The organism is Bradyrhizobium yuanmingense (assembly GCF_025200905.1).
In the GTDB taxonomy this organism is placed as follows: Bacteria; Pseudomonadota; Alphaproteobacteria; order Rhizobiales; family Xanthobacteraceae; genus Bradyrhizobium; species Bradyrhizobium yuanmingense.
In genome coordinates, this window is record NZ_CP104173.1 from 2,058,180 (window position 1) to 2,083,648 (window position 25,469).

A 25,469-nucleotide genomic window follows, 5' to 3' on the forward strand; every position below is an offset into this window, starting at 1 on the left:
CCCCTGTCGAGACCTATTCGATCAGGCCGCGACGCGGGGCTTCGCGGGCTTCTCCGCCTGGCGCTTCGGCAGGGTCATGACATGGGTGGCATAGAGGGTCATGCCGGTGAAGGCGAGGCCGCCGACGAGGTTGCCGAGCACGGTCGGGATCTCGTTCCAGATCAGATAATCCATGATCGAGAACTTCGCGCCGAGCAGCAGGCCCGACGGGAACAGGAACATGTTCACGACGGAATGCTCGAACACCATGTAGAAGAACACCAGGATCGGCATCCACATCGCGATGACCTTGCCGGGGACGGAAGTCGAGATCATGGCGCCGACGACGCCGGTCGAGACCATCCAGTTGCAGAGCATGCCGCGCAGGAACAGCGTCGCCATGCCGGCCGCACCGTGCGCGGCATAGCCAAGGGTTCGGCCCTCGCCAATATTGCCGATGGCGGCGCCGACCTTGTCGGGCGCCTGCGTGAAGCCGAAGGTCGTGACGAAGGCCATCATGAAGGCGACGGTGAAGGCGCCGGCGAAATTGCCGACGAAGACGAGACCCCAATTGCGCAGCACGCCGTTGAGCGTAACGCCCGGGCGCTTGTCGATCAGCGCGAGCGGCGAGAGCACGAACACGCCGGTCAGGAGGTCGAAGCCCAGGAGATAGAGCATGACGAAGCCGACCGGGAACAGGAGCGCGCCGACCAGCGGTTGGCCGGTGTTCACGGTGATCGTGACGGCAAACCAGGCTGCGAGGGCCAGGATCGCGCCGGCCATGTAGGCGCGGATAATGGTATCCCGGGTGGACATGAAGATCTTGGACTCGCCCGCATCCACCATCTTGGTGACGAATTCCGAAGGCGCGAGATACGACATCAATGGTTCCTTTGCTTCGTAAGTGAGATCGACACGCCCCCGACGAGGGCGCGGCTGAACGTCATCGGCCGTGCGGGCAGCCTGCCGCGCACGAGGGCTATGGAAAGTTTGGAAGCCTTGGGAATCGCGTCACGAGGACTCTGAAGCCGGAGACCGCGAAGCAGGTGAGCTTCCGGGATGCAGCCGCCAGAGGCTGCATCAATGCGGCCAAGCCGCAGTCGTCGTTGACGCAACCTTAGAAGCAATTTGTGTGCCGTGGCGCGTCGATCGAAAAAGCTAGCAAATTCAGCTAGATGTCAGCTGCAGGGGGATGATTGGCAGAACTGCGCCGCCTCTTGCTTGAGCGACTGCACAACGTTTGTGCGGCGCACAAGGATTGAGCAGACCGCAAATTTCGCGTGCGGAACAGGGCTGTGTTAGTCAGGCGCGGAATTACCAAGCATCTGATTATCCATCATTTTTGGCGGTGGCAGGCTTGGCATGAAGCTTGAATAGTTCCAGGTCGACGCCATTGAAGCCGTCCCGCGAGACTTCTCATCCGAATTGCTGACGCACCCGAACGGGGTCTCCCCGTCGCGCGTTCGCATGCGCCTTTTTCTGGCGTCACGGACGGACGGGCTGCTCGTGCGCACTGACGCAATCATTCCGCAACGACGCAAAAGGACGACACGACCTATGACCAAGCGCATTCGCCGGCCCTCCGAGACTGGCCTCAGCCGCCGTCAATTGTTGAAAGCCACCGGCTCGACCGCCGCACTGCTCGCCGCCGCCAAGCTGAATTTCCCCGCCGGCGCCTTCGCGCAGGACGCAGGCCCCGAGGTCAAGGGAGCCAAGCTCGGTTTCATTGCGCTCTCCGATGCCGGCCCGCTGTTCGTCGCCAAGGACAAGGGCCTGTTCGCCAAGCACGGCGTGCCTGACACCGACGTGCAGAAGCAGGCGTCCTGGGGCACCACGCGCGACAACCTCGTGCTCGGCTCCGAAGGCAACGGCATTGACGGCGCGCACATCCTCACCCCGATGCCGTACCTGATCTCGGCCGGCAAGGTGACGCAGAACAACCAGCCGACGCCGATGTACATCCTGGCGCGGCTCAATCTCGATGCGCAGTGCATCTCGGTCGCCAAGGAATATGCCGACCTCAAGCTCGGCACCGATGCGGCGCCGTTCAAGGCGGCGCTTGAGAAGAAGAAGGCGTCCGGCAAGGCCGTGAAGGCTGCGATGACCTTCCCCGGCGGTACCCACGATCTGTGGATCCGCTACTGGCTCGCCGCCGGCGGCATCGATCCCGACAAGGACATCGAGACCATCGTGGTGCCGCCGCCGCAGATGGTGGCGAATATGAAGGTCGGCACCATGGACTGCTTCTGCGTCGGCGAGCCCTGGAATCTCCAGCTCATCCACCAGGGCATCGGCTACACCGCCGTCAACACCGGCGAGATCTGGAATAAGCATCCGGAGAAGTCCTTCGGCATGCGCGCGGCCTTCGTCGACAAATACCCGAAGGCCAGCAAGGCGATCCTAATGGCCGTGCTGGAAGCCCAGCAATGGGCCGACAAGGCGGAAAACAAGCAGGAGCTGGCCGCCATCATGGCCAAGCGGCAGTGGATCAACTGCCCGGTCGAGGACGTCTACGATCGCACCGCCGGCAAGTTCGACTATGGCATCCCCGGCAAGGTGGTCGAGAACTCGCCGCACGTCATGAAGTACTGGCGCGATCATGCCTCCTATCCGTTCCAGAGCCACGATCTCTGGTTCCTCACCGAGGACATCCGCTGGGGCAAGTATGAGCCGAACTTCGATACCAAGGCGCTGATTGCCAAGGTCAACCGCGAGGACATGTGGCGCGATGCGGCCAAGACCCTCGGCGTCGCCGCCGCCGACATTCCGGCCTCCGCCTCGCGCGGCAAGGAGACCTTCTTCGACGGCAAGGTGTTCGATCCTGAAAATCCGGCCGCCTATCTGAAGTCGCTCGCGATCAAGCGCGTCGAAGTCTGATGGAGCCCTGCGGCCGCCTTTAGGGGCGGCCGCATCGTCCCTGCCACGCCGGAGAGAGATAGCGATGAACATGACTGCCACGAAGATCGAGGTTGAGACCGCGACGCCTGCTGCAACGATTGCGCCGGTCGTCACGCTGACGCCGAAGCGTCCCCCGCGTACTGAGGCTTACGCACGCATGGCACGCGAGACCGCCGTGCGCGTGATCCCGCCGCTGGTCGTGATCGCTCTGCTGACGCTGGTGTGGGAGCTGGTCTGCCGCAGAGCCGGCTCGGCGCTGCCGCCGCCCTCAAAAGTGTTTGCGGATACCAAGGAGCTGATCTTCGATCCGTTCTTCGACCGTGGCGGCATCGACAAGGGCCTGTTCTGGCATCTGTCCGCCAGTCTCCAGCGCGTCGCCTTCGGCTATTCGCTCTCGGCCATCGCCGGCATCGCGCTCGGCGTGCTGGTCGGGCAGTCGGTCTGGGCGATGCGCGGGCTCGATCCGCTGTTCCAGGTGCTGCGCACGATTCCGCCGCTGGCTTGGCTGCCGCTCTCGCTCGCGGCCTTCCGCGACGGCCAGCCTAGCGCGATCTTCGTCATCTTCATCACCTCGATCTGGCCGATCATCATCAACACCGCGGTCGGCATCCGCAACATCCCGCAGGACTATCGCAACGTCGCCGCGGTGGTGCAGCTCAATCCGCTGGAATTCTTCGCCAAGATCATGATCCCGGCGGCGGCGCCCTACATCTTCACGGGCCTGCGCATCGGCATCGGCCTGTCGTGGCTCGCGATCGTCGCCGCCGAAATGCTGATCGGCGGCGTCGGCATCGGCTTCTTCATCTGGGACGCCTGGAACTCCTCGCATATCAGCGAGATCATCCTGGCGCTGTTCTATGTCGGCATCATCGGCTTCGTGCTTGACCGCCTGATCGCGGGGCTCGGCAAGGTCGTCACCCGCGGCACGGCGCAGAACTGAGGAGAGGGGACATGACCGCCTACCTGAAACTCGACCACATCGACAAGGTCTTCACCCGCGGCACCGCCACCACGGAGGTGCTCAAGGACATCAATCTGACGATCGAGAAAGGCGAATACGTCTCGATCATCGGCCATTCCGGCTGCGGCAAGTCGACCCTGCTCAACATCATCGCAGGGCTGACCGGCGCCACGATGGGGGGCGTGCTGCTGGAAAACCGCGAGGTGAACTCGCCAGGGCCCGATCGTGCCGTGGTGTTCCAGAACCACAGCCTGCTGCCGTGGCTGACCGTCTACGAAAACGTCAGGCTTGGCGTCGACAAGGTCTTCGCCAAGACCAAGTCCCGTGCCGAGCGCGACGCCTGGGTGATGCACAATCTCAACCTCGTGCAGATGGCCCATGCCAGGGACAAGCGTCCATCGGAGATCTCCGGCGGCATGAAGCAGCGCGTCGGCATCGCGCGGGCGCTGGCCATGGAGCCGAAGGTGCTGCTGCTCGACGAGCCGTTCGGCGCGCTCGACGCGCTGACCCGCGCCCACTTGCAGGACTCGGTGATGGCGCTGCATCAGAAGCTCGGCAACACCATCCTGATGATCACCCACGACGTCGATGAGGCCGTGCTGTTGTCCGACCGCATCGTGATGATGACCAACGGACCGAGCGCGCGCATCGGCGAGGTGCTGGAAGTGCCGCTGGCGCGGCCGCGCAAGCGGCTCGACCTCGCGACCAACGCCACATATCTGAAGTGTCGCCAGCGCGTGCTCGAATTCCTCTACGAGCGTCATCGCTTCGTCGAAGCCGCGTAAGTCACGCGTTCACGCGAGATCTGCCCGCGCCCAATTAATCGACATCAAGCTCAATCCTTGTGCGTCGCACAGGGATTGAGCGAAACGCAAATTTTGCGTGCGGAAAAGCCCTGCAAACAATTCGGGCAATACGAATAACATCCTGAAATCCCTGTGTTTCCCGTATGCGCGCAACTGGCACGGAAATTGAAACGTCTTTGCGCGACGCCAACGACGACGTCCCTCAACATCATCAATCAGCATCGTGATCTCGCCACCGGGGTGAAGCCTCGGAGCGCGCCTCCGTGACCGGAGGCAGAGCCTGCAACGACGCAGCGGTGAGCCTGGAAGGGATACGCAATGACGAAGAATCCGACCCTGAACTCCAGCTGGATTTCAGACTGGCGCCCCGAGGATGAGGCGTTCTGGAACAATACCGGCAAGTCGATCGCGCGGCGCAATCTGATCTGGTCCATCGTCGCCGAACATATCGGCTTCTCGGTCTGGTTGATCTGGAGCATCGTCACCACCAAGCTGCCGCAGGCCGGCTTCCACTACACCACCGACCAGCTGTTCCAGCTCGTCGCCGTGCCGGGCCTGATCGGCGCCTTCATGCGCTTTCCCTACACTTTCGCGGTGACGACGTTCGGCGGCCGCAACTGGACCATCTTCAGCGCGGCGATCCTGTTCATCCCGACCTTGTCGCTCGCCTATTTCGTCAGCCAGCCCGACACGCCGTTCTGGCTCATGCTGCTGGTCGCCTCGACCGCGGGTCTCGGCGGCGGCAATTTCGCCTCCAGCATGACCAACATCTCCTTCTTCTTTCCCGACCGGATGAAGGGATGGGCGCTCGGCCTCAACGCGGCCGGCGGCAATATCGGTGTCTCCAGCGTGCAGCTCCTGACCCCGATCCTGATGACGCTCGCCGTCTTCAACCTGTATCAGGCGACGCCCGTCGACGGCATCTTCCTGCAGAATGCCGGCCTAATGTGGGTGCTGCCGATCGCAATCGCGGTGTTCGGCGCGGTGTTCTTCATGAACAACCTCACCACGGCGAAATCGTCGGTGAAGAACCAGCTCGCGATCGTCAAGCGCAAGCACACCTGGATCATGGCGTATCTTTATATCGGCACGTTCGGGTCCTTCATCGGCTATTCGGCGGCGTTTCCGCTGCTGCTCAAGACGCAGTTCCCCACCGTGACGATCTCGATCGCCTTCCTCGGCCCCCTGGTCGGCTCGCTGTCGCGTCCGCTCGGCGGTTGGCTCGCAGACCGGGTCGGCGGCTCCATCATCACGTTCTGGAATTTCATCGTGATGGCGGGCGCCACGGTCGGCGCGCTCTACTTCGTGGGGCACAAGGATTTCATCGGCTTCCTGTCGATGTTCCTGATCCTGTTCGTGACGACGGGCATCGGCAACGGCTCGACCTACCGCATGATCCCCTCGATCTTCCGCGAGGAGAACCTGTTCAAGGTGCGCGGCAAGGGCGATGCGGCACGCAGCGCTGCCCTGAAGACCGCGAGCATCGAGAGCGGCGCGGCGGTCGGCTTCATCGGCGCGGTCGGTGCCGTCGGCGGCTATCTGATCCCGAGCGGCTTCGGCAAGTCGATCGCCATGACCGGCGGGCCGCAGCTCGCGCTCGTGGTCTATCTCGCCTTCTACGCCTCCTGCCTCGCTCTGACCTGGTGGTTCTACCTGCGTCGCAGCCCGCAGGGCGAAGGCGCGCCAAGCCTCGCCGAGGCGCGTGTGTGAGCACGACAAACTGGCACGAATGTCGCTTCTCCCCGTACGCGGGGAGAAGTCTCTCTGATGACGTTTGATCCATGAACTTTGTCCGCAATGGCGCGGACGAAGGCAGACCGAAACAGACAGGAGAACATCATGACGCCCGAGCAGATTACTCTCATTCAGCAGAGCTTCGCCAAGGTCGCCCCGATTTCGGAAGCCGCCGCGGTGCTGTTCTACGACCGACTGTTCGAGGTGGCGCCGTCCGTGCGCGCGATGTTTCCCGAGGACATGACCGAGCAGCGCAAGAAGCTGATGGGCATGCTCGCCGCCGTGGTCGGCGGCCTGTCGAACCTGGAATCGATTCTTCCCGCGGCCTCCGCGCTCGCCAAGCGTCACGTCGACTATGGCGCCAAGGCCGAGCACTACCCCGTGGTCGGCGCGACCTTGCTGTGGACCCTCGAGAAGGGCCTTGGCGAAGCCTGGACGCCCGAACTCGCCGCAGCCTGGACCGACGCCTATGGCGTGCTGTCCGGCTACATGATGTCCGAGGCCTACGGCGCGCAAGCGCAGGCCGCCGAATAGGAGATGCGTTGTGAGTGAACCGCTGGTCATCGTCGGCAACGGTATGGCGGCCGCGCGTCTGGTCGACGAGCTCGCCAAGACCGCGCTCGGCCGCTATGCGGTCGCCGTGATCGGCGAAGAGCCGCGGCTCGCTTACAATCGCGTGCTCCTCTCCTCCGTGCTGGCGGGCGAGACCGGCTCGCACGAGATCGAGCTGCGGCCGGCCGGTTGGTGGCGAGACCGCGGCGTCACGGTGCGCTACGGCTATCGCGTCAGCGAGATCGATGTCGGCCGCCGTGAGCTCAAGATCGCGGGCGAGGAGAGCATGGAATATTCCAAGCTCGTGCTCGCCACGGGATCGACGCCGCTGCGGCTCAACGTGCCAGGCGCCGATCTTGCCGGCGTGCACACGTTTCGCGACACCCGCGACGTCGACCTGCTGCTGACACTGGCCGCGGCTAGGAAGCGCGTCGTCGTGGTCGGCGGCGGCCTGCTCGGGCTGGAAGCGGCCTACGGTCTCGCCAAGGCCGGCGCGCCCGTGACGCTGCTGCATCTGATGGATCGGCTGATGGAGCGTCAGCTCGACGCGCCCGCGGCCGACCTGCTCAAGACGCTGGTCGAGCGCAAGGGTATCCGCGTCATGCTCAATGCCGCGACGGCCCGCATCCACGGCGAGGGCCACGTCCAGGCCGTCGAGCTCGCCGATGGCAGCCGCATCGAGGCCGATGCGGTGATCTTCGCCGCCGGCATCAAGCCGAACGTCGCGCTGGCGAAAGAGGCGGGGATCGCGGTCAACCGCGGCGTCGTCGTCAACGACGTGATGCAGACCTCCGCGTCCGACATCTTTGCGCTCGGCGAATGCGCCGAGCATCGCGGCACCTGCTATGGCTTGGTCGAGCCCGCCTACGAGCAGGCGCGCGTGCTGGCGCGGCATCTGGCCGGCCGGCCCGCCGCCTATCAGGGCAGCGTGGTCTCGACCAATCTGAAGGTCTCCGGCGTCAGCGTGTTCTCCGCTGGCGACTTCATGGGCGGGGAGGGCAGCGAGAGCCTCGTGCTGTCGGATCGCAGGCGCGGCACTTACAAGAAGCTCGTCATCGCCGACGGTCGGCTCACCGGGGCGGTGCTGATCGGCGATACGATCGATGCGCTCTGGTACCTCGAGCTGATCCGCAATCGCGACAAGGTCGCTTCGATCCGCACCGACATGATGTTCGGCCGCGCGCTGGCGCAGCCTTCGAAAGCGGCGTGATATGACGGCGATCGATCCAAATCTCCGCACCACCAAGACCACCTGTCCCTATTGCGGCGTCGGCTGCGGCGTCCTGGCGACGCCCGACGGCAAGGGCGGCGCGGCGATCGCGGGCGACCCCGATCATCCCGCCAATTTTGGCCGCCTGTGCTCAAAGGGCTCCGCGCTCGGCGAGACCGTCGGGCTGGAAGGGCGGCTGCTCTATCCGATGATCCGCTGCAAGGGCGTGCTCGAGCGGGTCGCCTGGAGCGATGCGCTGGACCACGTCGCCCACCGCATGCAGCACATCGTGGCGCGCGATGGCGCCAACGCGGTCGCGTTCTATCTCTCCGGCCAGCTCCTCACCGAAGACTATTACGTCGCCAACAAGCTGATGAAGGGGTTTGTCGGCACCGCCAATGTCGACACTAATTCCCGGCTCTGCATGTCGTCCTCGGTTGCGGGCCATCGCCGCGCTTTTGGCGCCGACACGGTGCCCGGCTGTTATAAGGATCTCGACCAGGCCGATCTGCTCGTCTTCGTCGGCTCGAACGCGGCCTGGTGCCATCCGGTGCTGTTCCAGCGCATGCTGAAGAACAGGCAGGAGCGCGGCGCCCGCATGATCGTGATCGATCCGCGCCGCACCGATACCGCCAGCGATGTCGACCTGTTCCTCGGCCTCAAGCCCGGCACCGACACCGCGCTGTTCTCCGGCCTGTTCGTGCATCTCGCCGACAATGGCGTGCTGGACCAGGATTACATCGCGCAGAACACGTCTGGCTTCGATGATGCGCTGGCGCGCGCGCGCAGCATCGCCGGCAGCGTCACCGCGACCGCGCTCGCCACGGGCCTCTCCGAACAGGACGTTGCCGCCTTCTTCCGGATGTTCCGCGACACCGAGAAGGTCGTCACGCTCTATTCGCAAGGGGTCAACCAGTCGGCGCAGGGCACCGACAAGGTCAACGCCATCCTGAACTGCCATCTCGCCACGGGGCGCATCGGCAAGCCGGGCGCCTCGCCGTTCTCGCTGACCGGCCAGCCCAACGCGATGGGCGGCCGCGAGGTCGGCGGCCTCGCCAACATGCTCGCCGCCCATATGGGCTTCACGCCGCCCGACATCGATCGCGTCAGACGGTTCTGGAAGGCGCCGCGCATCGCCACCCATGAGGGGCTGAAAGCGGTGCAGCTGTTCGAGGCGATCAACCGCGGCGAGGTCAAGGCGCTCTGGGTGATGGGCACCAACCCCGCGGTGTCGCTGCCCGATGCCGACATGGTGCGCGATGCCCTGAAGAAGCTCGAGCTGTTCGTGGTGTCCGAGAACGTGCTCTCCAACGACACCGTCGCGGCCGGCCCGCACGTGCTCCTGCCGGCGCTGGCCTGGGGCGAGAAGTCGGGCACGGTGACCAATTCGGAGCGGCGCATCTCGCGCCAGCGCGCGTTCCTGCCGGCGCCGGGGGAAGCGCGTCCCGACTGGTGGATCCTGAGTGAGACCGCAAAGCGCCTCGGCTTCGGCGACAGCTTCAACTACAAATCGGCCGCCGATATCTTCCGAGAGCATGCCGCGCTCTCGGCATTCGAGAACAATGGCAGCCGCGATTTCGACATCGGCGCGCTGACCTCGCTGTCGGACGAAGCCTTCGATGGTTTGAAGCCGGTGCAATGGCCGGCGCGCGAAGGCGGGGTGCCCGGCGAGCGCTTCTTCGCTGCTGGCGGCTTCTTCACCAATGACGGCAAGGGCCGCTTCGTTGCGCCGGAGGTGCCGGCGCTGCGCGGCGAGACCGGTCCGTCGCGCCCCTTAAGGCTGAACACCGGGCGCATCCGCGACCAGTGGCACACCATGACGCGCACCGGCCTGAGCCAGCGCCTGGGCGCGCATCTGCCCGAGCCTTTCGTCGAGATCCATCCCGACGACGCCGGCAAATACGGCATCGTCCATGACGGCTATGCCCGCATCACCACCGATTACGGCCAGTGCATCCTGAAAGTCGTCGTCAGCGAGTGGCAGCAGCGCGGCACGCTGTTCGTGCCGATCCACTGGAGCGCGATGAACGCCTCGCACGGCCGCGTCGGGGCGATGGTCGCACCGTTCACCGATCCGTTCTCGGGGCAGCCGGAAGCCAAGGCGACGCCGGCCGCGATCGCGCCTTACGAATTTGTCTTCCGCGGCTTTGCATTGTCGCGCAAGCCGCTCGATCTGCCGCAGAACCTGTTGTGGACGCGCGTGACCGTCAGCGGCGGCTTCGGCTATCTTTTCGCCGACAACGCGGATCTCGCCCGCTGGCCCGCCTGGCTCGAGAGCGTCGCCGGCGAGGACGTTGCCGAATATCGCGATTTCGGCGGCGGGGTTTTTCGCGCAGCTTCGTTCGTAGGCGATCGCATCGAGACCTGCCTGTTCGTCGGCCCCGCGCATGATGCCGGCGACTGGGAGGTGGTGAAGAGTCTGTTCGCGGCCGATCAGGTCAGCGACGAGCAGCGCCGCATGCTGCTGTCGGGCAGGTCAAGCGAAGGCGCGGCCTCGACCGGCCCCATCGTCTGCGCCTGCTTCGGCGTCGGCCGCGGCACCATCTGCGACAGCATCGCCAGCGGCGCGCGCACCGCCGCCGACATCGGCGCCAAGCTCAAGGCCGGCACCAATTGCGGCTCCTGCATCCCCGAGCTGAAACGCCTGATTGCGATGACGGAAGTGCCTGCACAGCAGGCGAAGGTCGCGAGCGCGGCGGGATAGGTCTCGTAGGGTGGGTTAGCGCAGCGTAACCCACCACTCTTCGTCAATGCGGAAGCGAAAGAGGTGGGTTACGCCAAGGGACTGCGCTTCGCGCAGCCCCCGGGGCTAACCCACCCTACGCAGCGCCCGCACCATTGCAATGTGGACCACCCCAATCGACGCGCCGGCTAATGTGCCGTATGGTGCCGCGCTCCTTTCAACATCCACAACAACCATGATGTACCTGGAAACGCCGCCGCGCCTGATCGAGACCAGGCTGTTCACCGCCATGCCCGACAAGTTTCGCCGCAAGGGCGTGCGAACCGATTGGGCCGACGCCAACCGGCCGAACATACCGACCGAGAGCTTCATCGAGGGGCCGTCATTCGACAAGGACGGTAATCTCTATATCGTCGACATTCCGTTCGGCCGCATCTTCCGGATTGCGCCCGACGGCGAATGGTCGCTCGTGATCGAATATGAGGGCTGGCCGAACGGGCTGAAGATCGCAGCCGACGGACGCATCCTGGTCGCCGACTACAGGCATGGCATCATGGAGCTCGATGCCGCAGCCGGCCGCGTCAAGCCGGTCCTGACCGGGCGCAATTCGGAATCGTTCCGCGGCTGCAACGATCTGCATCTCGCCTCCAACGGCGATATCTACTTCACCGATCAGGGCCAGACCGGGCTGCATGATCCGAGCGGGCGGGTTTATCGGCTGGCATCGAACGGCCGGCTCGACTGCCTGCTCGACACCGGCATCAGTCCGAACGGCCTGGTGCTCGACCCAACCGAAACCGTGCTGTTCGTTGCGATGACGCGCGACAACGCGGTGTGGCGGCTGCCGTTCATGAAGGACGGCAGCGTGTCCAAGGTCGGCCGCTTCTGCTCGCTGTTCGGCACCAGCGGCCCCGACGGCTTGACCATGGATGCCAAGGGCCGCCTGTTCGTCGGCCACCCCTCGCTCGGCCACGCCTTCGTGTTCGCGCCGAACGGGGAACTGATCGCGCGCATCAAATCGTGCGCGGGACCGAACTGCACCAATGTCGCGATCGGTGGCGAAAACAAGGATCGGCTCTATATCACGGAGTCCGCGACCGGCAGCGTGCTGGTGGCGGATATCGGGGGATTGTAGCGCGGACTCTTCGCCTCTCCCCGCTTGCGGGGAGAGGCCGACGCGCAAAGCGCGGCGGGTGAGGGGGGCCTCCGCGAGTCTCTTTGTTATCGAGTTTGCGGAAGCAGCCCCTCACCCCGACCCTCTCAGCGCGAGCGAAGCTCGTCGCGGCCCCGTAAGAACGGGGAGAGGGAAAAATAACAGCGGAGATCGGAGCGACCATGAACAAGAAACCCTTCGGCAAGATCGGCGCCAGCGTCTCCGTCATCGGGCAGGGCACCTGGTATCTCGACCACGGCGACCGCAAGCGCGCGATCGCGGCGCTGCAGCGCGGGCTCGATCTTGGCATGACCCACATCGACACCGCCGAGATGTACGGCGATGCCGAGCTCGTCATTGCGGATGCGATCGCAGGCCGGCGCGATGAAGTGTTCCTCGTTTCGAAAGTGCTGCCCAGCAACGCCTCGCGCCGCGGCACCATCACCGCCTGCGAGCGCTCGCTGAAGCGGCTGAAGACCGACCGGCGCGACTGTTATCTGTTGCACTGGCGCGGCTCCTATCCGCTGCAGGACACCGTCGCTGCGTTCGAGGAGCTGGTGCAATCAGGCAAGATCAAGTCCTGGGGCGTCTCCAATTTCGATGCCGACGATCTCGATGAGATTCTCGACGTCTCCGGCGAGGGGCGGATCGCCTGCAACCAGGTGCTCTACCACCTGAAAGAACGCGCGATCGAGCATGCGGTGATCCCGTGGTGTGAACGGCATAATGTTGCCGTCGTTGCCTACTCCCCTTTCGGCCCACGACGATTTCCCCGCAGGCAGCAGCAAGGGCGGCGCCGTGCTGGCGCGCATCGCGGAGGCGCGACGTGCGACGCCGCGCCAAGTTGCGCTGAGCTTTCTCACCCGTGCGACTACGGTGTTCGCCATTCCGAAGGCCTCGTCTGCGGAACATGCCGGCGAGAATGCGGCAGCAGGCGACCTCGTGCTGACGAAGGACGAGATTGCGGCGCTCGACGCGGTGTTTCCGCGCGGGCCGAAGCCGCGCGGCCTGCCCATGCTGTAGTGCACAACGGGCAAGATTAACGGAGCATTGACGCGCGCGGCGGCTCGCGCATATCGGCATCCTGTTTTCGGAAGTTGTGAATGCGGAGCAGATGTCGTTTTTTACGGCTGTTCTCGATTCGCATTTTGCCCGGGTTCCAGCCGTGACACCGCCGCCCGCCGCAGCCGCAAGGCTCGACAGTATTCCCATGCCCGTTCCGGAGAAGAAGCAGCAGGCTCGCCGCGCGCCTGCGCGCGTCGATCATCCCTTCAAGGGCATTGCGCTGGTGTTGCTCTCGACGATCTTCCTCGGCTGCTCCGACGTCACCGCGAAATATCTGTCGACCAGCCTGCCTTCGATCGAGATCACCTGGATCCGCTTCGTCACGTTCGCGCTGCTATTCACGCCCGTGATGCTGCCGGGCTCGCCACTGCATGCGATGCGCACCGAGCGGCTCGGTCTGCAATTGATGCGCGGCGCCGCACTGCTCGGCTCGTCGCTGTTCTTCATCACCGGCCTTGCATTTCTGCCCATCGCCGAAGCCTCCGCCACCGGCTTCGTCTCGCCGCTATTCGTCACCGCACTGTCGATCATCTTCCTGAGCGAGAAGGTCGGCATGCGGCGCTGGATCGCGACCGCGATCGGCTTGACGGGCGTTCTGATCATCCTGAGGCCCGGCACGAGCGCGTTCCATGCCGCCGCATTCTTCCCGATCATCTCGGCGTTCTGCTGGGCCGCCGCGCTGATCCTGACGCGGATGATGAGCGGTCGCGAAGCGGTGCTCACCACCATGGCCTATTCCGCGCTGACCGGCGTTGCGATCCTCAGCGTCATGGTGCCGTTCGTCTGGGTCACGCCGAGCTGGACCGCGATCGGGCTGGGCATCGTGATCGGCGTCGCCTCGACCGTGGGCCAGTGGATCATCGTGCTGGCCTATCGCTACGGCGATGCCTCGGTGCTGGCGCCGTTCTCCTATACGCAGTTGCTCTGGGTCAGCATTCTGGGCTTCTTCATCTTCGGCGAGGTCCCGGATATCTGGACGGTCGTCGGCGCTGCCTTCATCGTCGCCAGCGGTCTTTATATCGCCCATCGCGAGCGGGTGCGCCGCGCCCAGCTGCTGGTGCTGGAAGAGCGGTCCCCGAACCCCTGACGCAAGTTTGCACGTCCTGCTTCGTGCTATCACTCGCTCCAAAGGGGAGGAGCCGGATGCGCGCCGCGATTTTCAGGAACGGTGAGATTGTCGTTGGCCGGATGGCCGAGCCGACGCCGGGCCCAGGTCAGGTTCTGGTCAAGACGCTCGCCTGCGGCATCTGCGGCTCCGATCTGCACGCGCGCCAGCACGCCCATCGCATGGTGGAGATGGCGCGGAAGACCGGGCGCAAGCCGATGGACCTCAGCCGGGACGTCGTGTTCGGCCACGAGTTCTGCTGCGAGATCGTCGATTACGGCCCCGGCACATCGCGCAAGCTGAAGCCGGGAACCCACGTCTGCTCGCTTCCCGCGCTGGTGACGCCGCAGGGCATCGAAGGGATCGGCTATTCCAACGACAATATCGGCGGCTATGCCGAGGCGATGCTGCTGAGCGAAGCGCTGCTGCTCGAAGTACCCAACGGCCTCGCGCCGGAGCATGCCGCGCTGACCGAGCCGCTCGCCGTCGGCGTTCATGCCGTCGCCAAAGCCAATATCCGTGGCGGCGAGGTGCCGCTCGTGATCGGCTGCGGCCCGGTCGGACTCGCGGTGATCGCCGCGCTGAAGCTCAAACGGCTGCATCCGATCGTCGCGGCCGACTATTCGCCGGCGCGGCGCGCGCTCGCCGCAAAGCTCGGTGCCGACATCGTCGTCGATCCCCGCACGTCGCAGCCTTACGCGACCTGGGCTGAGCACGCGCAGATGTCGGAGGCTGAGAAGGCGGCGCGGCCGCCGTTCCAGGCCATGCTGCCCGCGCTGAAGCCCGCGATCATCTTCGAATGCGTCGGCGTGCCCGGCCTGTTGCAACAGGTGTTCGAGGGTGCCCCGCGCGATGCGCGCATCGTCGTAGTCGGCGTCTGCATGGAGAGCGACAGAAGCGAGCCCATGCTCGGCATCATGAAGGAGCTCAACGTCCAATACGTGCTCGGCTACACCCCGGAGGAGTTTGCTGCGTCGCTGCGCCTGATCGCCGAAGGGCAGGTGGACGCGGCCGCGATGGTCACCGCCGAAGTCGGCCTCGACGGCGTCGCAAAGGCCTTTGCCGATCTCGCCAACCCAGAAGCCCACACCAAGATCATCGTGCAGCCGTGGCGTTAGGAGTGTCAATATTTCGCCGGCACGTACATCTCTGGCGGGACCGGGCCTCGCTGATAGTCGGGATGTCGCACGCGCGGCGGCAGCGTCACCGGAGCCCGCACGACCTCCTGGTACGGGATCTGAGTCAATAGGTGTGCGATGCAGTTGAGCCGGGCGCGCTTCTTGTCCACGGCATCGACGATCCACCACGGGCTATCCGGCAGATGCGTGTGCTCCAGCATCGTCTCTTTGGCCTTGGTGTACGCCTCCCAGCGACTGCGGGACTCGACGTCCATCGGGCTCAGCTTCCACTGCTTCAGGGGATCCTTGATGCGCATGGTGAATCGGAATTGCTGCTCGTCGTCGGTAATCGAAAACCAGTACTTGACGAGGATGATGCCGGATCGGATCAGCATGCGCTCGAATTCCGGCACGGTCTTGAAGAACTCCTGGTACTCCGCCTCCGAGCAGAAGCCCATCACGCGCTCGACGCCGGCGCGGTTGTACCAGCTTCGGTCGAATAGCACGATCTCGCCGCCGGCCGGCAGGTGCGCGACGTAGCGCTGGAAATACCATTGCGTACGCTCGCGCTCGTTCGGCGCGGGGAGCGCCGCGACGCGGCAGATACGCGGATTGAGCCGTTGCGTGATGCGCTTGATCACGCCGCCCTTGCCGGCGGCGTCGCGGCCCTCGAACAGCACCACGACCTTCTTCCTCTCGCTCTGCACCCAGTCCTGGAGCTTGATCAACTCGCCCTGGAGGCGAAGCAGTTCCCGGAAATAGAGCCTGCGATCGACCGTCGGTTTCAGCGTTCCGGTCTCGTCGAGGAGCTCGTCGAGACGGGCATCATCCAGCTCCATCTCAAGTTCCTCGTCGAGATCGTCGGCCATTTCCTGGATGATGCGCTCGCGCTTGGAGATCTCGGATTTGCGATCGGCTGCGGTCATGGGTTCTTCTCTCGGCTCGGATACCAGCACAACGACCATCGGCAGGGTTTGTTGCGCCCATGTGACAACATGCAATCCGGCGGACGCTTGGTCACACCGGCAGCGCGATCGAATATTTCACTTGGCTCAGCGCAAAGCTCGATTCGATCGAGGCAATGCCGTCGAGCCGGGTCAGCTTGGTCTTCAGGAACGCCTCGTAGGAGGCGAGGTCGGCGGCGACGACGCGGAGCAGATAATCGCGGTTCCCGGTCATCAGATAGCATTCCAGCACCTCGTCCCATTTCGAGATGGCGCGGGCAAAGCGGTTGAGATCCTCCTCCTTCTGCCGTGCCAGCTTGATCGAGATGAACACGCTGACATGCAGTCCCAGCGCCTTCTGGTCGACGGTCGCGACATAGCGCGAGATGACGCCGCGCTCCTCCAGGAGCTTGACGCGGCGATGGCAGGGCGAGACCGAGAGCCCGACCTTGTCGGCGAGCTCCTGCATGGTTAGGCGGCTGTCGTTCTGAAGGTGGCTGAGGATCTTGCGGTCGATGGCGTCGAGCTCGGGCATTGGGATGAAACCTGCATTTTGTCCGCTACGTTGGTAAAGTATCCCAATATCGGCGGGGATGGCGCGAAAAATTGAGAAGTTTGACGCACCGCGCAGGCGTATGATCGGGTGCATATTTCCCGGAGCATCGCCATGCCCGTTGACCCCGCCCGTCTCGACATCCTGACCGCCCTCAGCCGCAAGGCGCTGTGGCTGTCGTCCTGGACCATCCACCACGCCAATCACATCCGCTCCAATGCGGATGGCCTCAAGGTCGGCGGCCACCAGGCCTCGTCCGCCTCGCTCGCCACCATCATGTCGGCGCTGTACTTCCACGTGCTGAGGCCGGAAGATCGCGTCGCGGTGAAGCCGCATGCGAGCCCGGTGTTCCACGCCATCCAGTATTTGTTCGGCCGGCAGAGCCGCGAGAAGCTGGAGAACTTTCGCGGCTTCAAGGGCGCGCAGTCCTATCCCTCGCGCACCAAGGACGTCGACGACGTCGATTTCTCCACCGGCTCGGTCGGCCTCGGCGTCGCGCAGACGCTGTTCTCATCGCTTGTGCAGGACTACGTCAAGGCGCATGGCTGGATGAAGGACCGCCGCGAGGGGCGGATGATCGCCCTCGTCGGCGATGCCGAGATGGACGAGGGCAACATCTTCGAGGCGCTCGCGGAGGGCTGGAAGCACGGCCTGCGCAACACCTGGTGGGTGGTCGACTACAACAGGCAGTCGCTCGATGCCGTGGTGCGCGAAGGTCTCTGGGAAAAGTTCGAGACCATGTTCCGCAATTTCGGCTGGGACGTCGTCATCGTGAAATACGGCCGCCTGATGCGCGACGCCTTCGCCGAGCCCGGCGGCGAGGCGCTGAAGACGTGGATCGACAATTGCTCGAATGCGCTCTACGCGGCGCTGTGCTTCCAGGGCGGCGCGGCCTTCCGCAAGCACCTCCATGACGAAATCGGCGACCAGGGCCCGATCACAAAACTGATCGACAAGCGCAGCGACGAGGAGCTGCTGGCGCTGATGTCGAACCTTGGCGGCCACGACATGGCGAGCGTGCTGGAGGCGTTCGATTCCATCGACCACGACCGCCCCGTCTGCTTCATCGCCTACACGATCAAGGGCGTCGGCTTGCCGTTCCAGGGCCACAAGGACAACCACGCCGGCCTGATGACGGTCGCGCAGATGGAGAAATATCGCGACAGCCAGAACATCCGGCTCGGACACGAATGGGACAAGTTCGAAGGGCTGCCGCAGGATGCGGCCGAGCTCGAGGCCTTCCTCGCGCGGGTGCCGTTCAACGAGGATGGCCGCCGGCTCACGGCGCCCGTCGTCGAGGTGCCGCAACAGCTCGCCTTCAAGCCGTCGCCGCAGATGTCGACCCAGCAGGGCTTTGGCCTCGTGCTGAACGAGATCGCGCGCAGCGACAGCGAGCTCGCCAGGCGCATCGTCACGACCTCGCCGGACGTCACCGTCTCCACCAATCTCGGCCCCTGGGTCAACCGCCGCGGCCTGTTCGCGCGGGCCGAGAAGGCGGACTTGTTCCGCAGCGAGAAAATTCCCTCGACCTACAATTGGGACGCTTCGCCAAAGGGCCAGCATCTGGAGCTCGGCATCGCCGAGATGAACCTGTTCATCATGCTCTCGGCGCTCGGCCTGTCGCACCAGATCAACGGCGAGCGGCTCTTGCCGGTCGGCACGCTCTACGATCCCTTCATCGAGCGCGGCCTCGATGCGCTGAACTACGCCTGCTACCAGGACGCGCGCTTCATGGTGGCGGCGACGCCGTCCGGCATCACGCTCGCGCCCGAAGGCGGCGCGCATCAGTCGATCGCAACGCCCTTGATCGGCATGGCGCAGGACGGCCTGGCCTCGTTCGAGCCGGCCTTCGTCGACGAGCTCGCCGTGATCATGGCTTTCGGCTTCGAGCACATGCAGCGCGAACCGGGCGAGGGCGGTTCGGTCTATTTGCGCCTCTCCACACGCGCCATCGAGCAGGCGCAGCGGATCATGACACCGGAGCTGCGACAGGGCATCACCGACGGCGCCTATTGGCTGCGCAAGCCGGGCCCGAATGCCGAGGTCGTGATCGCCTATACCGGCGCGGTCGCGCCCGAAGCGATCGAGGCGACCGGCTTCATCGGCGAGAGCCGCCGTGACGTCGGCCTGCTCGCGATCACTTCGGCCGACCGTCTGCATTCGGGGTGGACCGCCGCGCGGAAATTGCGGCGCGACCGCCGCGGCGTGCAGCATCTCAGCCACATCGAAAAGCTGCTCGCGCCGCTGTCGCGCGACTGCGGCATCGTGACCGTGATTGACGGCCATCCGTCTGCGCTCGGCTGGCTCGGCAGCGTCCGTGGCCATCGCGCCGAGGCGCTCGGTGTCGAGCAGTTCGGCCAGACCGGCAGCATCGCGGACCTTTATCGGCACTATGGCATCGACGCCAACGCCATCATCGATGCGGCCGAAAGCCTCACCACCGGCGCGCCGGTGCTGCATCGGAAGATGGCGGTGTAGCGGAGGTAACTGCCTCGTCATTCCGGGGCGACGCGAAGCATCGAACCCAGAATCTGGAGATTCCGGGTTCGCGCTAATGCGCGCCCCGGAATGACGCCGTCGTCCACCTTGCCTCGTTCCCGCCATCGGCTCATATAACCTCCGCTCGCCGCAACGCTGGCCCCGCATATGGCGGGTTCAATTGCCGGCGCTTTCGTGCAAGGATGCCTGCCGAAACGCCCCCTCCAAGCCCCCAAGAAGAGGTTAACGATGGTCAATCGCATGCAATTCTACATCGACGGCGCCTGGGTCGACCCCGCCGTCAAGAAGTCCACCGCCGTGATCAATCCGGCGACGGAAGAGGCGATGTACGAGGTTGCGCTAGGCTCCAAGGCCGACGTCGACAAGGCGGTTGCCGCCGCCAAGCGCGCTTTCGAGACCTTCTCCCAGACCAGCCGCGAAGAGCGCGTCGCGCTGCTCAGCAAGGTCATCGAGGTCTACAAGGGCCGCCTCAAGGAGATCGGCGCCGCCGTCTCCGACGAGATGGGCGCACCGCTGCCGATGGCGGAGAAGCTGCAGGCCGGCGCCGGCCTCGGCCATCTCATGACCACGCTCGACGTGCTCAAGAACTATCATTTCGAGGAGCCGGTCGGCACCGCCATGGTGCTGCGCGAGCCGATCGGCGTGGTCGGCATGATCACGCCCTGGAACTGGCCGCTGAACCAGATCGCCTGCAAGGTCGCGCCCGCGCTCGCCGCCGGCTGCACCATGATCCTGAAGCCATCTGAGTTCACGCCGACCTCGGCGCTGATCTTCGCGGAGATCCTCCATGAAGCCGGCGTGCCCAAGGGCGTGTTCAACCTCGTCAACGGCCTCGGCCCCGAGGTCGGCGCCGCCATGAGCGAGCACCCTGATATCGACATGATCTCCTTCACCGGCTCGACCCGCGCCGGCATCGACGTCGCGAAGCGCGCCGCGCCCACGGTGAAGCGTGTCAGCCAGGAGCTCGGCGGCAAGTCGCCGAACGTCATCCTCGAAGGCGCCGACCTCACGAAGGCGGTGACCGGCGGCGTGATGCACATGTTCAACAATTCCGGCCAGTCCTGCAACGCGCCCTCGCGCATGATCGTGCCGCTGTCGAAGATGAAGGAAGTCGCCGCGATCGCCAAGGCCGTCGCCGACAAGACCAAGGCCGGTGATCCCCGCGCCGAAGGCACCACCATCGGCCCGGTCGTCAATCGCGGCCAGTGGGACAAGATCCAGGGCCTGATCAAGAAGGGCATCGACGAGGGCGCAACGCTCGTCGCCGGCGGCCCGGGCCTGCCCGAAGGCGTCAACAAGGGCTTCTATGTCCGCCCGACCATCTTCGCCGACGTCACCCCTGACATGACGATCGCGCGCGAGGAGATCTTCGGGCCGGTGCTGACCATCATCGGCGCCAAGGACGAGGCCGACGCGGTCAAGATCGCCAATGATACGCCCTATGGCCTCGCCGGTTACGTCACCGGCCCGACGGTCGAGGACGCCAAGCGCGTCGGCCGCCAGATCCGCGCCGGCAACGTCAACCTGCAGGGCGTACCCAACGACCGCACCGCGCCGTTCGGCGGCTACAAGCAGTCCGGTAACGGCCGCGAGTGGGGCAAGTTCGGCCTCGAGGACTTCCTCGAAGTGAAGGCCGTCGCCGGCTTCAACGCGGCGTAGTTGATACGGCGCTTGCGCCGCGAGGGGATGCCGGCTTCCAGGGAAGCCGGCATCTTTGCTGTGAGACCAGCCGCTTTACGGCGACAACAGCCCGTCAAATCAAGAAAAGCAAAGGGACGGAACGTGAGAAAACTGATCATCGCATTCGTTGCGCTGCTGGCGCTGTCAGGCGCTGCGCAGGCCCAGACGGTGAAGGATCTGCTCAACACGCTCAGGGCGAAATGGAACGAACCGACCGAGCCGTTCAAGATCATCGACAACGTCTACTATGTCGGCACCAACGGCCTCGCGTCCTACCTGATCACATCGCCACAGGGACATATTCTGGTCGATACCGTGATGCCGGAATCGACGTCGCAGATCAGGACGAGCATCGAGAAGCTCGGCTTCAAGATCAGCGACATCAAGTATCTCATCAACACCCACGCCCATATCGACCACACCGGCGGCTTCGCCGAGTTGAAGCGGGCGAGCGGCGCGCAGATGGTCGCGGGCGAGGCCGACAAGCCGTTGCTCGAAGGCGGCTATTATCCGGGTGCGCAGGAGGAGAAGGCGCTCGACTTTCCGCCGGTGAAAGTCGACCGCACGGTGCGTGAGGGCGAGACCGTCGCGGTCGGCAGCGTCACGCTAACGGCGCGCGAGACGCCCGGCCATTCGCCGGGCTGCACCAGCTGGGCATTCTCGGTGAAGGATGGCGATGCAACACGCTCGGTGTTGATCTTCTGCAGCGGCACCGTCGCGCTGAACCGGCTTGTCGGCAGGCCGACCTATGCCGGCATCGTTGACGACTATCGCAAGACCTTTGCGCGTGCCAAGGACATGAAGGTCGACATCCTGCTGGCTCCTCATCCCGAGATGTACAAGATGGCCGAGAAGCGCGCCAAGCTCGCCGGCGGCGGACCCGTCGACCCGGGCGAGTTCAAGGTCTATGCGGCATCGCTGGAAAAGGCGTTCGAAGAGGCGCTCGTCAAGCAGACCGCGGCGGTACAGGAGAAGAAGGGATAGAGGCGGTCGGTGGTTGGGCGCGCTGTATGTAAAACCTATCCCCCCACAGCACCTTGCGTGTTCACATACAGCGCGTAGATCGACTGGCTCGCGGCCATGAACAGGCGGTTGCGCTTGACGCCGCCGAAGCAGACGTTGGCGCAGCGCTCGGGCAGGGCGATGCGGCCGATCATGACGCCGTCGGGCGCGAACACCACGACGCCATCGAGCTCGGGATCGCCCATGCCCCAGCCGCACCATAGATTGCCGTCGATGTCGCAGCGCATGCCGTCGGGCGTGCCCGGCCCGGCATCGATATGGATACGCTTGTTCGCGATCGTGGTGCCCTCGGGCGAGACGTCATAGGCGAGGATCTTTCTGTTCGGAACGCCCCGCGATTCCACGACATAGAGGATCTTCTCGTCCGGAGAGAAGCACAGCCCGTTCGGTCCGAGCACACCCTCGGCAACGATCGTCGCCTTGCCGGTCGATGGATCGAGCCGGTAGACGTTGGGCTCGATCTCGGGCTCGGCCTTGTAGCCCTCGTAATTGCCGAGCAGGCCGAAGGTCGGATCGGTGAACCAGATCGAGCCGTCCGATTTGACAACGACATCGTTCGGCGAGTTCAACCGCTTGCCGTTGAATTGATCCATCAGCACGGTAATGCTGCCGTCATACTCGGTGCGCACCACGCGCCGGCCGCCGTGCTCGCAGGTGATCAGCCGGCCCTGCCGGTCTCGCGTGTTGCCGTTGGCAAAATTCGAGGGCTTGCGGAACACGCTGACCGCACCGGTCTCTTCCTCCCACTTGAGGATGCGCTGGTTCGGAATGTCGCTGCACAGGAGATAACGCCCATCGCCGAACCACACCGGCCCCTCGGCCCAGCGCAGGCCGGTCGCCAGCCGCTCCACCGCCGACAGTTTCAGCCAGTATTTTTCGAAGCGGGGATCGAGCGCTTTGATCGCGGGATCGGGGTAATAGGTCGCCGGCCGCCAGCCTGGCCGTTCCTCCGTGTGGGACGATGCCTCATTCATGCCGGTTCTCTCGTTTCGTTCCCTCTGGACAATCCTGCTATCATTAGAGACACGTGATCGCAAATTCGGTCACCAACGGCGAGGGACGACATGCCGCGTATTCTGATGACGGGAGCTTCGGGCGGGATCGGCACCAGCCTGCGGAAGCTGTTGCCGCCGATCTACCCGGATCTCCTACTGTCCGATATCAAGCCACCGGCTGATCTCGGCCCCGATGAAAAATTCAAGGCCGCGGACCTCGCCGACCTCGCGCAATGCGAGGCGATCTGCGAGGGCGTCGACGGCATCCTGCATTTCGGCGGTTATTCGGTCGAAGGCACCTGGGATCAGATCCTCCAGGCCAACATCATCGGCGGCTACAACCTGTTCGAGGCGGCCTACCGCAAGGGCGTCAAGCGCGTGGTGTTCGCCTCGTCGAACCACGCCGTCGGCTTCTATCCGCGCCATCACAAGATCGGCACCGACGTTACCCCGCGCCCCGACGGCCGCTATGGCGTCAGCAAGGTGTTCGGCGAGGCCGTCGGCGCGCTCTACGCCGACAAGCATGGGATGAAGGTGACGTGCCTGCGCATCGGCAATTTCGGCGACATGCCGCTGGACAAGCGCCGGCTCTCGATCTGGCTCAAGCCGGACGATCTCGTGCAGCTCTGCCGCATCGGGCTCGAGCATCCCGACATCCATTTCGAGATATTCTACGGCGCCTCCTTCAACGAACGCGCCTGGTGGGACAACCATCGCGCCTACGAATTCGGCTATCGCCCCACCGGCCGCGCCGAAGATTTCCGTGAGCACGCCATGGCCGAGCAGGCCAAGCTGAAGCCGGACCCGGTCGGCGACTATTTCCAGGGCGGCACGTTCTGCAGCATGGAGTTCGACGCTGATCCGGATCGTGTGATCGACTGGAATAAGCGGTAGAGATCGTTCACCGGCCGAGCGTCAACAGCGGCTTGCCGGTCTCGACAATGTAGGTCGCAAGCTCCGCGGCGTTGCCGCTGCCGACATTCTTCACGGCGTGATGCACTCCGTGAGGAATGAGCAGCACGTCCCCGGCTTTCAGGATGACGGGCGGCCTGCCGTCGAGCCGATATTCCAGCTCGCCTTCGATCAGATAGACGAGCTCTTCGCCCGGGTGGCTGTGCCTGACGGCAACGACGCCCGGAGGAAAGTCGACGCGAACCTGGATGACCTCGCGCCCGGGCGCACTCAGCGCTTCCTTCATGAGATGTGTGCGCTTGATGTCGCCCAGTCGTGGCTCTTCGGATCGTGCCGAGAGTGAAGCCAGGCTGATTGCGGCGATCAGCGCCGCCGCAACCACGATTCCACGTTTCGTCATGTGAATGTCCTTTCGGGTTGTGCAGGATGTTGTGGGGGAAGCATCAGCCGGCGGCAGCCGCCGGGGTTGCGCGAAAGCTGATGGCCATGCGGTTGTAGGCGTTCATCAGGCTGATCGCGATCGTGAGGTCCACGAGCTCACGCTCTTCGAACACGACGCGTGCGGCCTGGTATGCCTCGTCGGGCACGCCGGTCTCGGCAACCCGCGTCACCGTCTCCGCCCAGGCCAGGGCAGCCTGTTCGCGTTCGTCAAAGAGATTTCCGGCCTCGCGCCATGCCTGCAGCAGCGCAATCTTCTCGACCTTTTCTCCCTTCTTGAGCAGGTCGCGGGTGTGCATGTCCAGGCAGTAGGCGCAATTGTTGATCTGAGAGATCCGCAGATAAACCAGCTCGATCAGTGTGGCGGAAAGCCGGCTCTGCAGGACGTAGCCGTAGACGCCGCCGAGCGCCTTGATGCCTGCCGGCGCGATCTGGTTGTAGTCGAGACGCTTACTCATGTTTCTCTCCTTGACGGTGATTCTGCCGGATGGCAGTGGTCAGATCCTTCTCGCTGCTATCGATGGCGAACACCGCGAGCAGCGTGAGCCCCGCCGAGGTTGAATCGTATTTTCATGGCGGGGCTCCTGTTCGAGTTCGGCTATTGCGCTGTGGCTGAGCTCTCACCTGCGGATGACGGCCTTCAGCGAGTCCGTGAACACCCAGAACGAAGCGGCGAGCAGGCCGACGTCCTTCAGCAGGAACTGACCCGGAGCGACCGTGATCGCGGGGACCCCGAGCTCCGGCACGACGACGCCGGGCGTCGAGATCATGAAGCTCAGCGTGGTGACGAACAGCCCGGCCGACAACAGGCCGCCGGCCGCGGAGTAGATCGGGCTGGACAGGCGGAGCGCGATCAGGAGCCCGATGCTGAGTTCGACGAAGCCGAGGAAGGTCGAGAAGCCGCGCACCGAGAACAGCGTGTAGAACCATCGCAGCAGCGGACTGTTCTCGACCAGGGGTACGAGTCCCTGTGCTTCGTAGTCGGTGAATTTCATCCCGCCGAACCAGGCGTAGATGATTGCGAGCGAGGCGTAGAGACCGATCCGGCTGATCGGTTCGGCGTAAGCGAGCAGGCGTTCAGACTGTTCGCGCCAACTGATCGTGCGGCGCAGGGCGATGGATAAGGTGGACGATTGGCTGATGATGCGTGACATGGTGATC

Annotated in this window: 22 protein-coding genes and 1 pseudogene; 15 read left to right on the plus strand and 8 right to left on the minus strand. The window is 64.5% G+C overall.

Translation table 11 applies throughout. The features are described from left to right. Nucleotides 1–21 precede the first annotated feature (21 nt). Nucleotides 22–861: a formate/nitrite transporter family protein gene (locus N2605_RS09690; RefSeq protein ID WP_036004575.1), complete on the minus strand. Its 840-nt coding sequence runs from the start codon at nt 859–861 to the stop codon at nt 22–24. 675 nt (nt 862–1,536) lie between these two features. Here N2605_RS09690 and N2605_RS09695 point away from each other — a divergent pair. The 3 genes from N2605_RS09695 to N2605_RS09705 all read left to right on the plus strand — a co-directional run bounded on the left by N2605_RS09695 (nt 1,537) and on the right by N2605_RS09705 (nt 4,623). Then, nucleotides 1,537–2,856, plus strand: coding sequence for a CmpA/NrtA family ABC transporter substrate-binding protein (locus tag N2605_RS09695; protein WP_036025871.1), 1,320 nt, complete (start codon nt 1,537–1,539; stop codon nt 2,854–2,856). Between the two features lie 64 nt (nt 2,857–2,920). Next, on the plus strand, nt 2,921–3,817 hold the full coding sequence (ntrB, locus tag N2605_RS09700) for a nitrate ABC transporter permease (protein ID WP_074447510.1): 897 nt from the start codon (nt 2,921–2,923) through the stop codon (nt 3,815–3,817). Nucleotides 3,818–3,828: 11 nt separating this feature from the next. Then, entirely contained in the window at nt 3,829–4,623 is a 795-nt protein-coding gene (locus N2605_RS09705) for an ABC transporter ATP-binding protein (RefSeq protein ID WP_036004558.1), read from the plus strand. Between the two features lie 9 nt (nt 4,624–4,632). Here the strand turns inward: N2605_RS09705 and N2605_RS09710 are convergent, their stop codons facing one another. Then, nucleotides 4,633–4,866 carry a hypothetical protein gene (locus N2605_RS09710; RefSeq protein WP_141697547.1) on the minus strand — a complete coding sequence of 78 codons (234 nt, stop codon included), beginning with the start codon at nt 4,864–4,866 and terminating at the stop codon, nt 4,633–4,635. 96 nt (nt 4,867–4,962) lie between these two features. Here N2605_RS09710 and N2605_RS09715 point away from each other — a divergent pair, with 96 nt between their 5' ends. The 8 genes and pseudogenes from N2605_RS09715 to N2605_RS09750 all read left to right on the plus strand — a co-directional run bounded on the left by N2605_RS09715 (nt 4,963) and on the right by N2605_RS09750 (nt 15,264). Then, on the plus strand, nt 4,963–6,354 hold the full coding sequence (locus N2605_RS09715; protein ID WP_036025866.1) for an MFS transporter: 1,392 nt from the start codon (nt 4,963–4,965) through the stop codon (nt 6,352–6,354). A 129-nt stretch (nt 6,355–6,483) separates the two neighbouring features. Then, the gene (locus N2605_RS09720; protein ID WP_036004577.1) at nt 6,484–6,912 is read left to right on the plus strand and encodes a globin family protein; all 429 of its coding nucleotides are present in this window, start codon (nt 6,484–6,486) and stop codon (nt 6,910–6,912) included. A 10-nt stretch (nt 6,913–6,922) separates the two neighbouring features. Further along, nucleotides 6,923–8,140, plus strand: a complete 1,218-nt coding sequence (locus N2605_RS09725; protein ID WP_074447509.1) for an NAD(P)/FAD-dependent oxidoreductase — start codon at nt 6,923–6,925, stop codon at nt 8,138–8,140. Between the two features lies 1 nt (nt 8,141). Beyond that, nucleotides 8,142–10,844, plus strand: coding sequence for a nitrate reductase (locus tag N2605_RS09730; RefSeq protein WP_036025864.1), 2,703 nt, complete (start codon nt 8,142–8,144; stop codon nt 10,842–10,844). Nucleotides 10,845–11,061: 217 nt separating this feature from the next. Then, on the plus strand, nt 11,062–11,958 hold the full coding sequence (locus tag N2605_RS09735; RefSeq protein ID WP_225134242.1) for an SMP-30/gluconolactonase/LRE family protein: 897 nt from the start codon (nt 11,062–11,064) through the stop codon (nt 11,956–11,958). Nucleotides 11,959–12,158: 200 nt separating this feature from the next. Further along, nucleotides 12,159–12,999 (plus strand): annotated as a pseudogene (locus tag N2605_RS09740) (aldo/keto reductase). Between the two features lie 187 nt (nt 13,000–13,186). Beyond that, complete coding sequence (locus tag N2605_RS09745; RefSeq protein WP_057027221.1) at nt 13,187–14,128, plus strand: DMT family transporter; 942 nt, start codon at nt 13,187–13,189, stop codon at nt 14,126–14,128. A 56-nt stretch (nt 14,129–14,184) separates the two neighbouring features. After that, on the plus strand, nt 14,185–15,264 hold the full coding sequence (locus N2605_RS09750) for a zinc-binding dehydrogenase (protein ID WP_260346459.1): 1,080 nt from the start codon (nt 14,185–14,187) through the stop codon (nt 15,262–15,264). A gap of 5 nt (nt 15,265–15,269) precedes the next feature. Here N2605_RS09750 and ppk2 read toward each other — a convergent pair whose 3' ends face one another. Together ppk2 and N2605_RS09760 are read right to left on the minus strand one after the other, a co-directional pair. Then, complete coding sequence (gene ppk2, locus N2605_RS09755; protein WP_036037707.1) at nt 15,270–16,190, minus strand: polyphosphate kinase 2; 921 nt, start codon at nt 16,188–16,190, stop codon at nt 15,270–15,272. A 91-nt stretch (nt 16,191–16,281) separates the two neighbouring features. Next, the gene (locus N2605_RS09760) at nt 16,282–16,743 is read right to left on the minus strand and encodes an Lrp/AsnC family transcriptional regulator (protein WP_036004597.1); all 462 of its coding nucleotides are present in this window, start codon (nt 16,741–16,743) and stop codon (nt 16,282–16,284) included. A 132-nt stretch (nt 16,744–16,875) separates the two neighbouring features. Between N2605_RS09760 and N2605_RS09765 the strand changes: the two genes are divergently transcribed. The 3 genes from N2605_RS09765 (at nt 16,876) to bla (ending at nt 21,924) form a co-directional block, all read left to right on the plus strand. Then, a complete protein-coding gene (locus N2605_RS09765) occupies nt 16,876–19,239 on the plus strand; it encodes a transketolase (RefSeq protein ID WP_260346460.1) in 2,364 nt (787 codons plus the stop codon). A gap of 249 nt (nt 19,240–19,488) precedes the next feature. Beyond that, nucleotides 19,489–20,919: an aldehyde dehydrogenase family protein gene (locus N2605_RS09770; protein WP_128263508.1), complete on the plus strand. Its 1,431-nt coding sequence runs from the start codon at nt 19,489–19,491 to the stop codon at nt 20,917–20,919. Nucleotides 20,920–21,042: 123 nt separating this feature from the next. After that, the gene (gene bla / locus N2605_RS09775) at nt 21,043–21,924 is read left to right on the plus strand and encodes a subclass B3 metallo-beta-lactamase (RefSeq protein ID WP_260346461.1); all 882 of its coding nucleotides are present in this window, start codon (nt 21,043–21,045) and stop codon (nt 21,922–21,924) included. 35 nt (nt 21,925–21,959) lie between these two features. Here bla and N2605_RS09780 read toward each other — a convergent pair whose 3' ends face one another. Further along, nucleotides 21,960–22,937: an SMP-30/gluconolactonase/LRE family protein gene (locus tag N2605_RS09780; protein WP_260346462.1), complete on the minus strand. Its 978-nt coding sequence runs from the start codon at nt 22,935–22,937 to the stop codon at nt 21,960–21,962. A 90-nt stretch (nt 22,938–23,027) separates the two neighbouring features. Here N2605_RS09780 and N2605_RS09785 point away from each other — a divergent pair, with 90 nt between their 5' ends. Next, nucleotides 23,028–23,852, plus strand: coding sequence for an NAD-dependent epimerase/dehydratase family protein (locus N2605_RS09785; protein WP_057027024.1), 825 nt, complete (start codon nt 23,028–23,030; stop codon nt 23,850–23,852). 7 nt (nt 23,853–23,859) lie between these two features. On the opposite strand, the gene N2605_RS09790 is transcribed toward N2605_RS09785, so the two are convergent. The 3 genes from N2605_RS09790 to N2605_RS09800 form a co-directional block, all read right to left on the minus strand. Further along, complete coding sequence (locus N2605_RS09790) at nt 23,860–24,270, minus strand: cupin domain-containing protein (RefSeq protein WP_057027025.1); 411 nt, start codon at nt 24,268–24,270, stop codon at nt 23,860–23,862. 43 nt (nt 24,271–24,313) lie between these two features. Then, nucleotides 24,314–24,766, minus strand: coding sequence for a carboxymuconolactone decarboxylase family protein (locus tag N2605_RS09795; RefSeq protein WP_225155493.1), 453 nt, complete (start codon nt 24,764–24,766; stop codon nt 24,314–24,316). A gap of 162 nt (nt 24,767–24,928) precedes the next feature. Continuing rightward, complete coding sequence (locus tag N2605_RS09800) at nt 24,929–25,462, minus strand: YkgB family protein (protein ID WP_082641336.1); 534 nt, start codon at nt 25,460–25,462, stop codon at nt 24,929–24,931. Between the last annotated feature and the right edge of the window lie 7 nt (nt 25,463–25,469).

What these genes read in the sequence shown, in the direction of transcription:
- N2605_RS09780 (WP_260346462.1), bottom strand. Translation starts at nt 22,937, where the DNA reads ATGAATGAGGCATCGTCCCACACGGAGGAACGGCCAGGCTGGCGGCCG.
- N2605_RS09745 (WP_057027221.1), top strand. Translation starts at nt 13,187, where the DNA reads ATGCCCGTTCCGGAGAAGAAGCAGCAGGCTCGCCGCGCGCCTGCGCGC.
- ppk2 (WP_036037707.1), bottom strand. Translation starts at nt 16,190, where the DNA reads ATGACCGCAGCCGATCGCAAATCCGAGATCTCCAAGCGCGAGCGCATC.
- N2605_RS09785 (WP_057027024.1), top strand. Translation starts at nt 23,028, where the DNA reads ATGCCGCGTATTCTGATGACGGGAGCTTCGGGCGGGATCGGCACCAGC.
- N2605_RS09770 (WP_128263508.1), top strand. Translation starts at nt 19,489, where the DNA reads ATGGTCAATCGCATGCAATTCTACATCGACGGCGCCTGGGTCGACCCC.
- ntrB (WP_074447510.1), top strand. Translation starts at nt 2,921, where the DNA reads ATGAACATGACTGCCACGAAGATCGAGGTTGAGACCGCGACGCCTGCT.
- N2605_RS09730 (WP_036025864.1), top strand. Translation starts at nt 8,142, where the DNA reads ATGACGGCGATCGATCCAAATCTCCGCACCACCAAGACCACCTGTCCC.
- N2605_RS09795 (WP_225155493.1), bottom strand. Translation starts at nt 24,766, where the DNA reads ATGAGTAAGCGTCTCGACTACAACCAGATCGCGCCGGCAGGCATCAAG.
- N2605_RS09720 (WP_036004577.1), top strand. Translation starts at nt 6,484, where the DNA reads ATGACGCCCGAGCAGATTACTCTCATTCAGCAGAGCTTCGCCAAGGTC.
- N2605_RS09705 (WP_036004558.1), top strand. Translation starts at nt 3,829, where the DNA reads ATGACCGCCTACCTGAAACTCGACCACATCGACAAGGTCTTCACCCGC.
- N2605_RS09750 (WP_260346459.1), top strand. Translation starts at nt 14,185, where the DNA reads ATGCGCGCCGCGATTTTCAGGAACGGTGAGATTGTCGTTGGCCGGATG.
- N2605_RS09710 (WP_141697547.1), bottom strand. Translation starts at nt 4,866, where the DNA reads ATGCTGATTGATGATGTTGAGGGACGTCGTCGTTGGCGTCGCGCAAAG.
- N2605_RS09690 (WP_036004575.1), bottom strand. Translation starts at nt 861, where the DNA reads ATGTCGTATCTCGCGCCTTCGGAATTCGTCACCAAGATGGTGGATGCG.
- N2605_RS09790 (WP_057027025.1), bottom strand. Translation starts at nt 24,270, where the DNA reads ATGACGAAACGTGGAATCGTGGTTGCGGCGGCGCTGATCGCCGCAATC.
- N2605_RS09735 (WP_225134242.1), top strand. Translation starts at nt 11,062, where the DNA reads ATGTACCTGGAAACGCCGCCGCGCCTGATCGAGACCAGGCTGTTCACC.
- N2605_RS09715 (WP_036025866.1), top strand. Translation starts at nt 4,963, where the DNA reads ATGACGAAGAATCCGACCCTGAACTCCAGCTGGATTTCAGACTGGCGC.
- N2605_RS09695 (WP_036025871.1), top strand. Translation starts at nt 1,537, where the DNA reads ATGACCAAGCGCATTCGCCGGCCCTCCGAGACTGGCCTCAGCCGCCGT.
- N2605_RS09760 (WP_036004597.1), bottom strand. Translation starts at nt 16,743, where the DNA reads ATGCCCGAGCTCGACGCCATCGACCGCAAGATCCTCAGCCACCTTCAG.
- N2605_RS09800 (WP_082641336.1), bottom strand. Translation starts at nt 25,462, where the DNA reads ATGTCACGCATCATCAGCCAATCGTCCACCTTATCCATCGCCCTGCGC.
- N2605_RS09765 (WP_260346460.1), top strand. Translation starts at nt 16,876, where the DNA reads ATGCCCGTTGACCCCGCCCGTCTCGACATCCTGACCGCCCTCAGCCGC.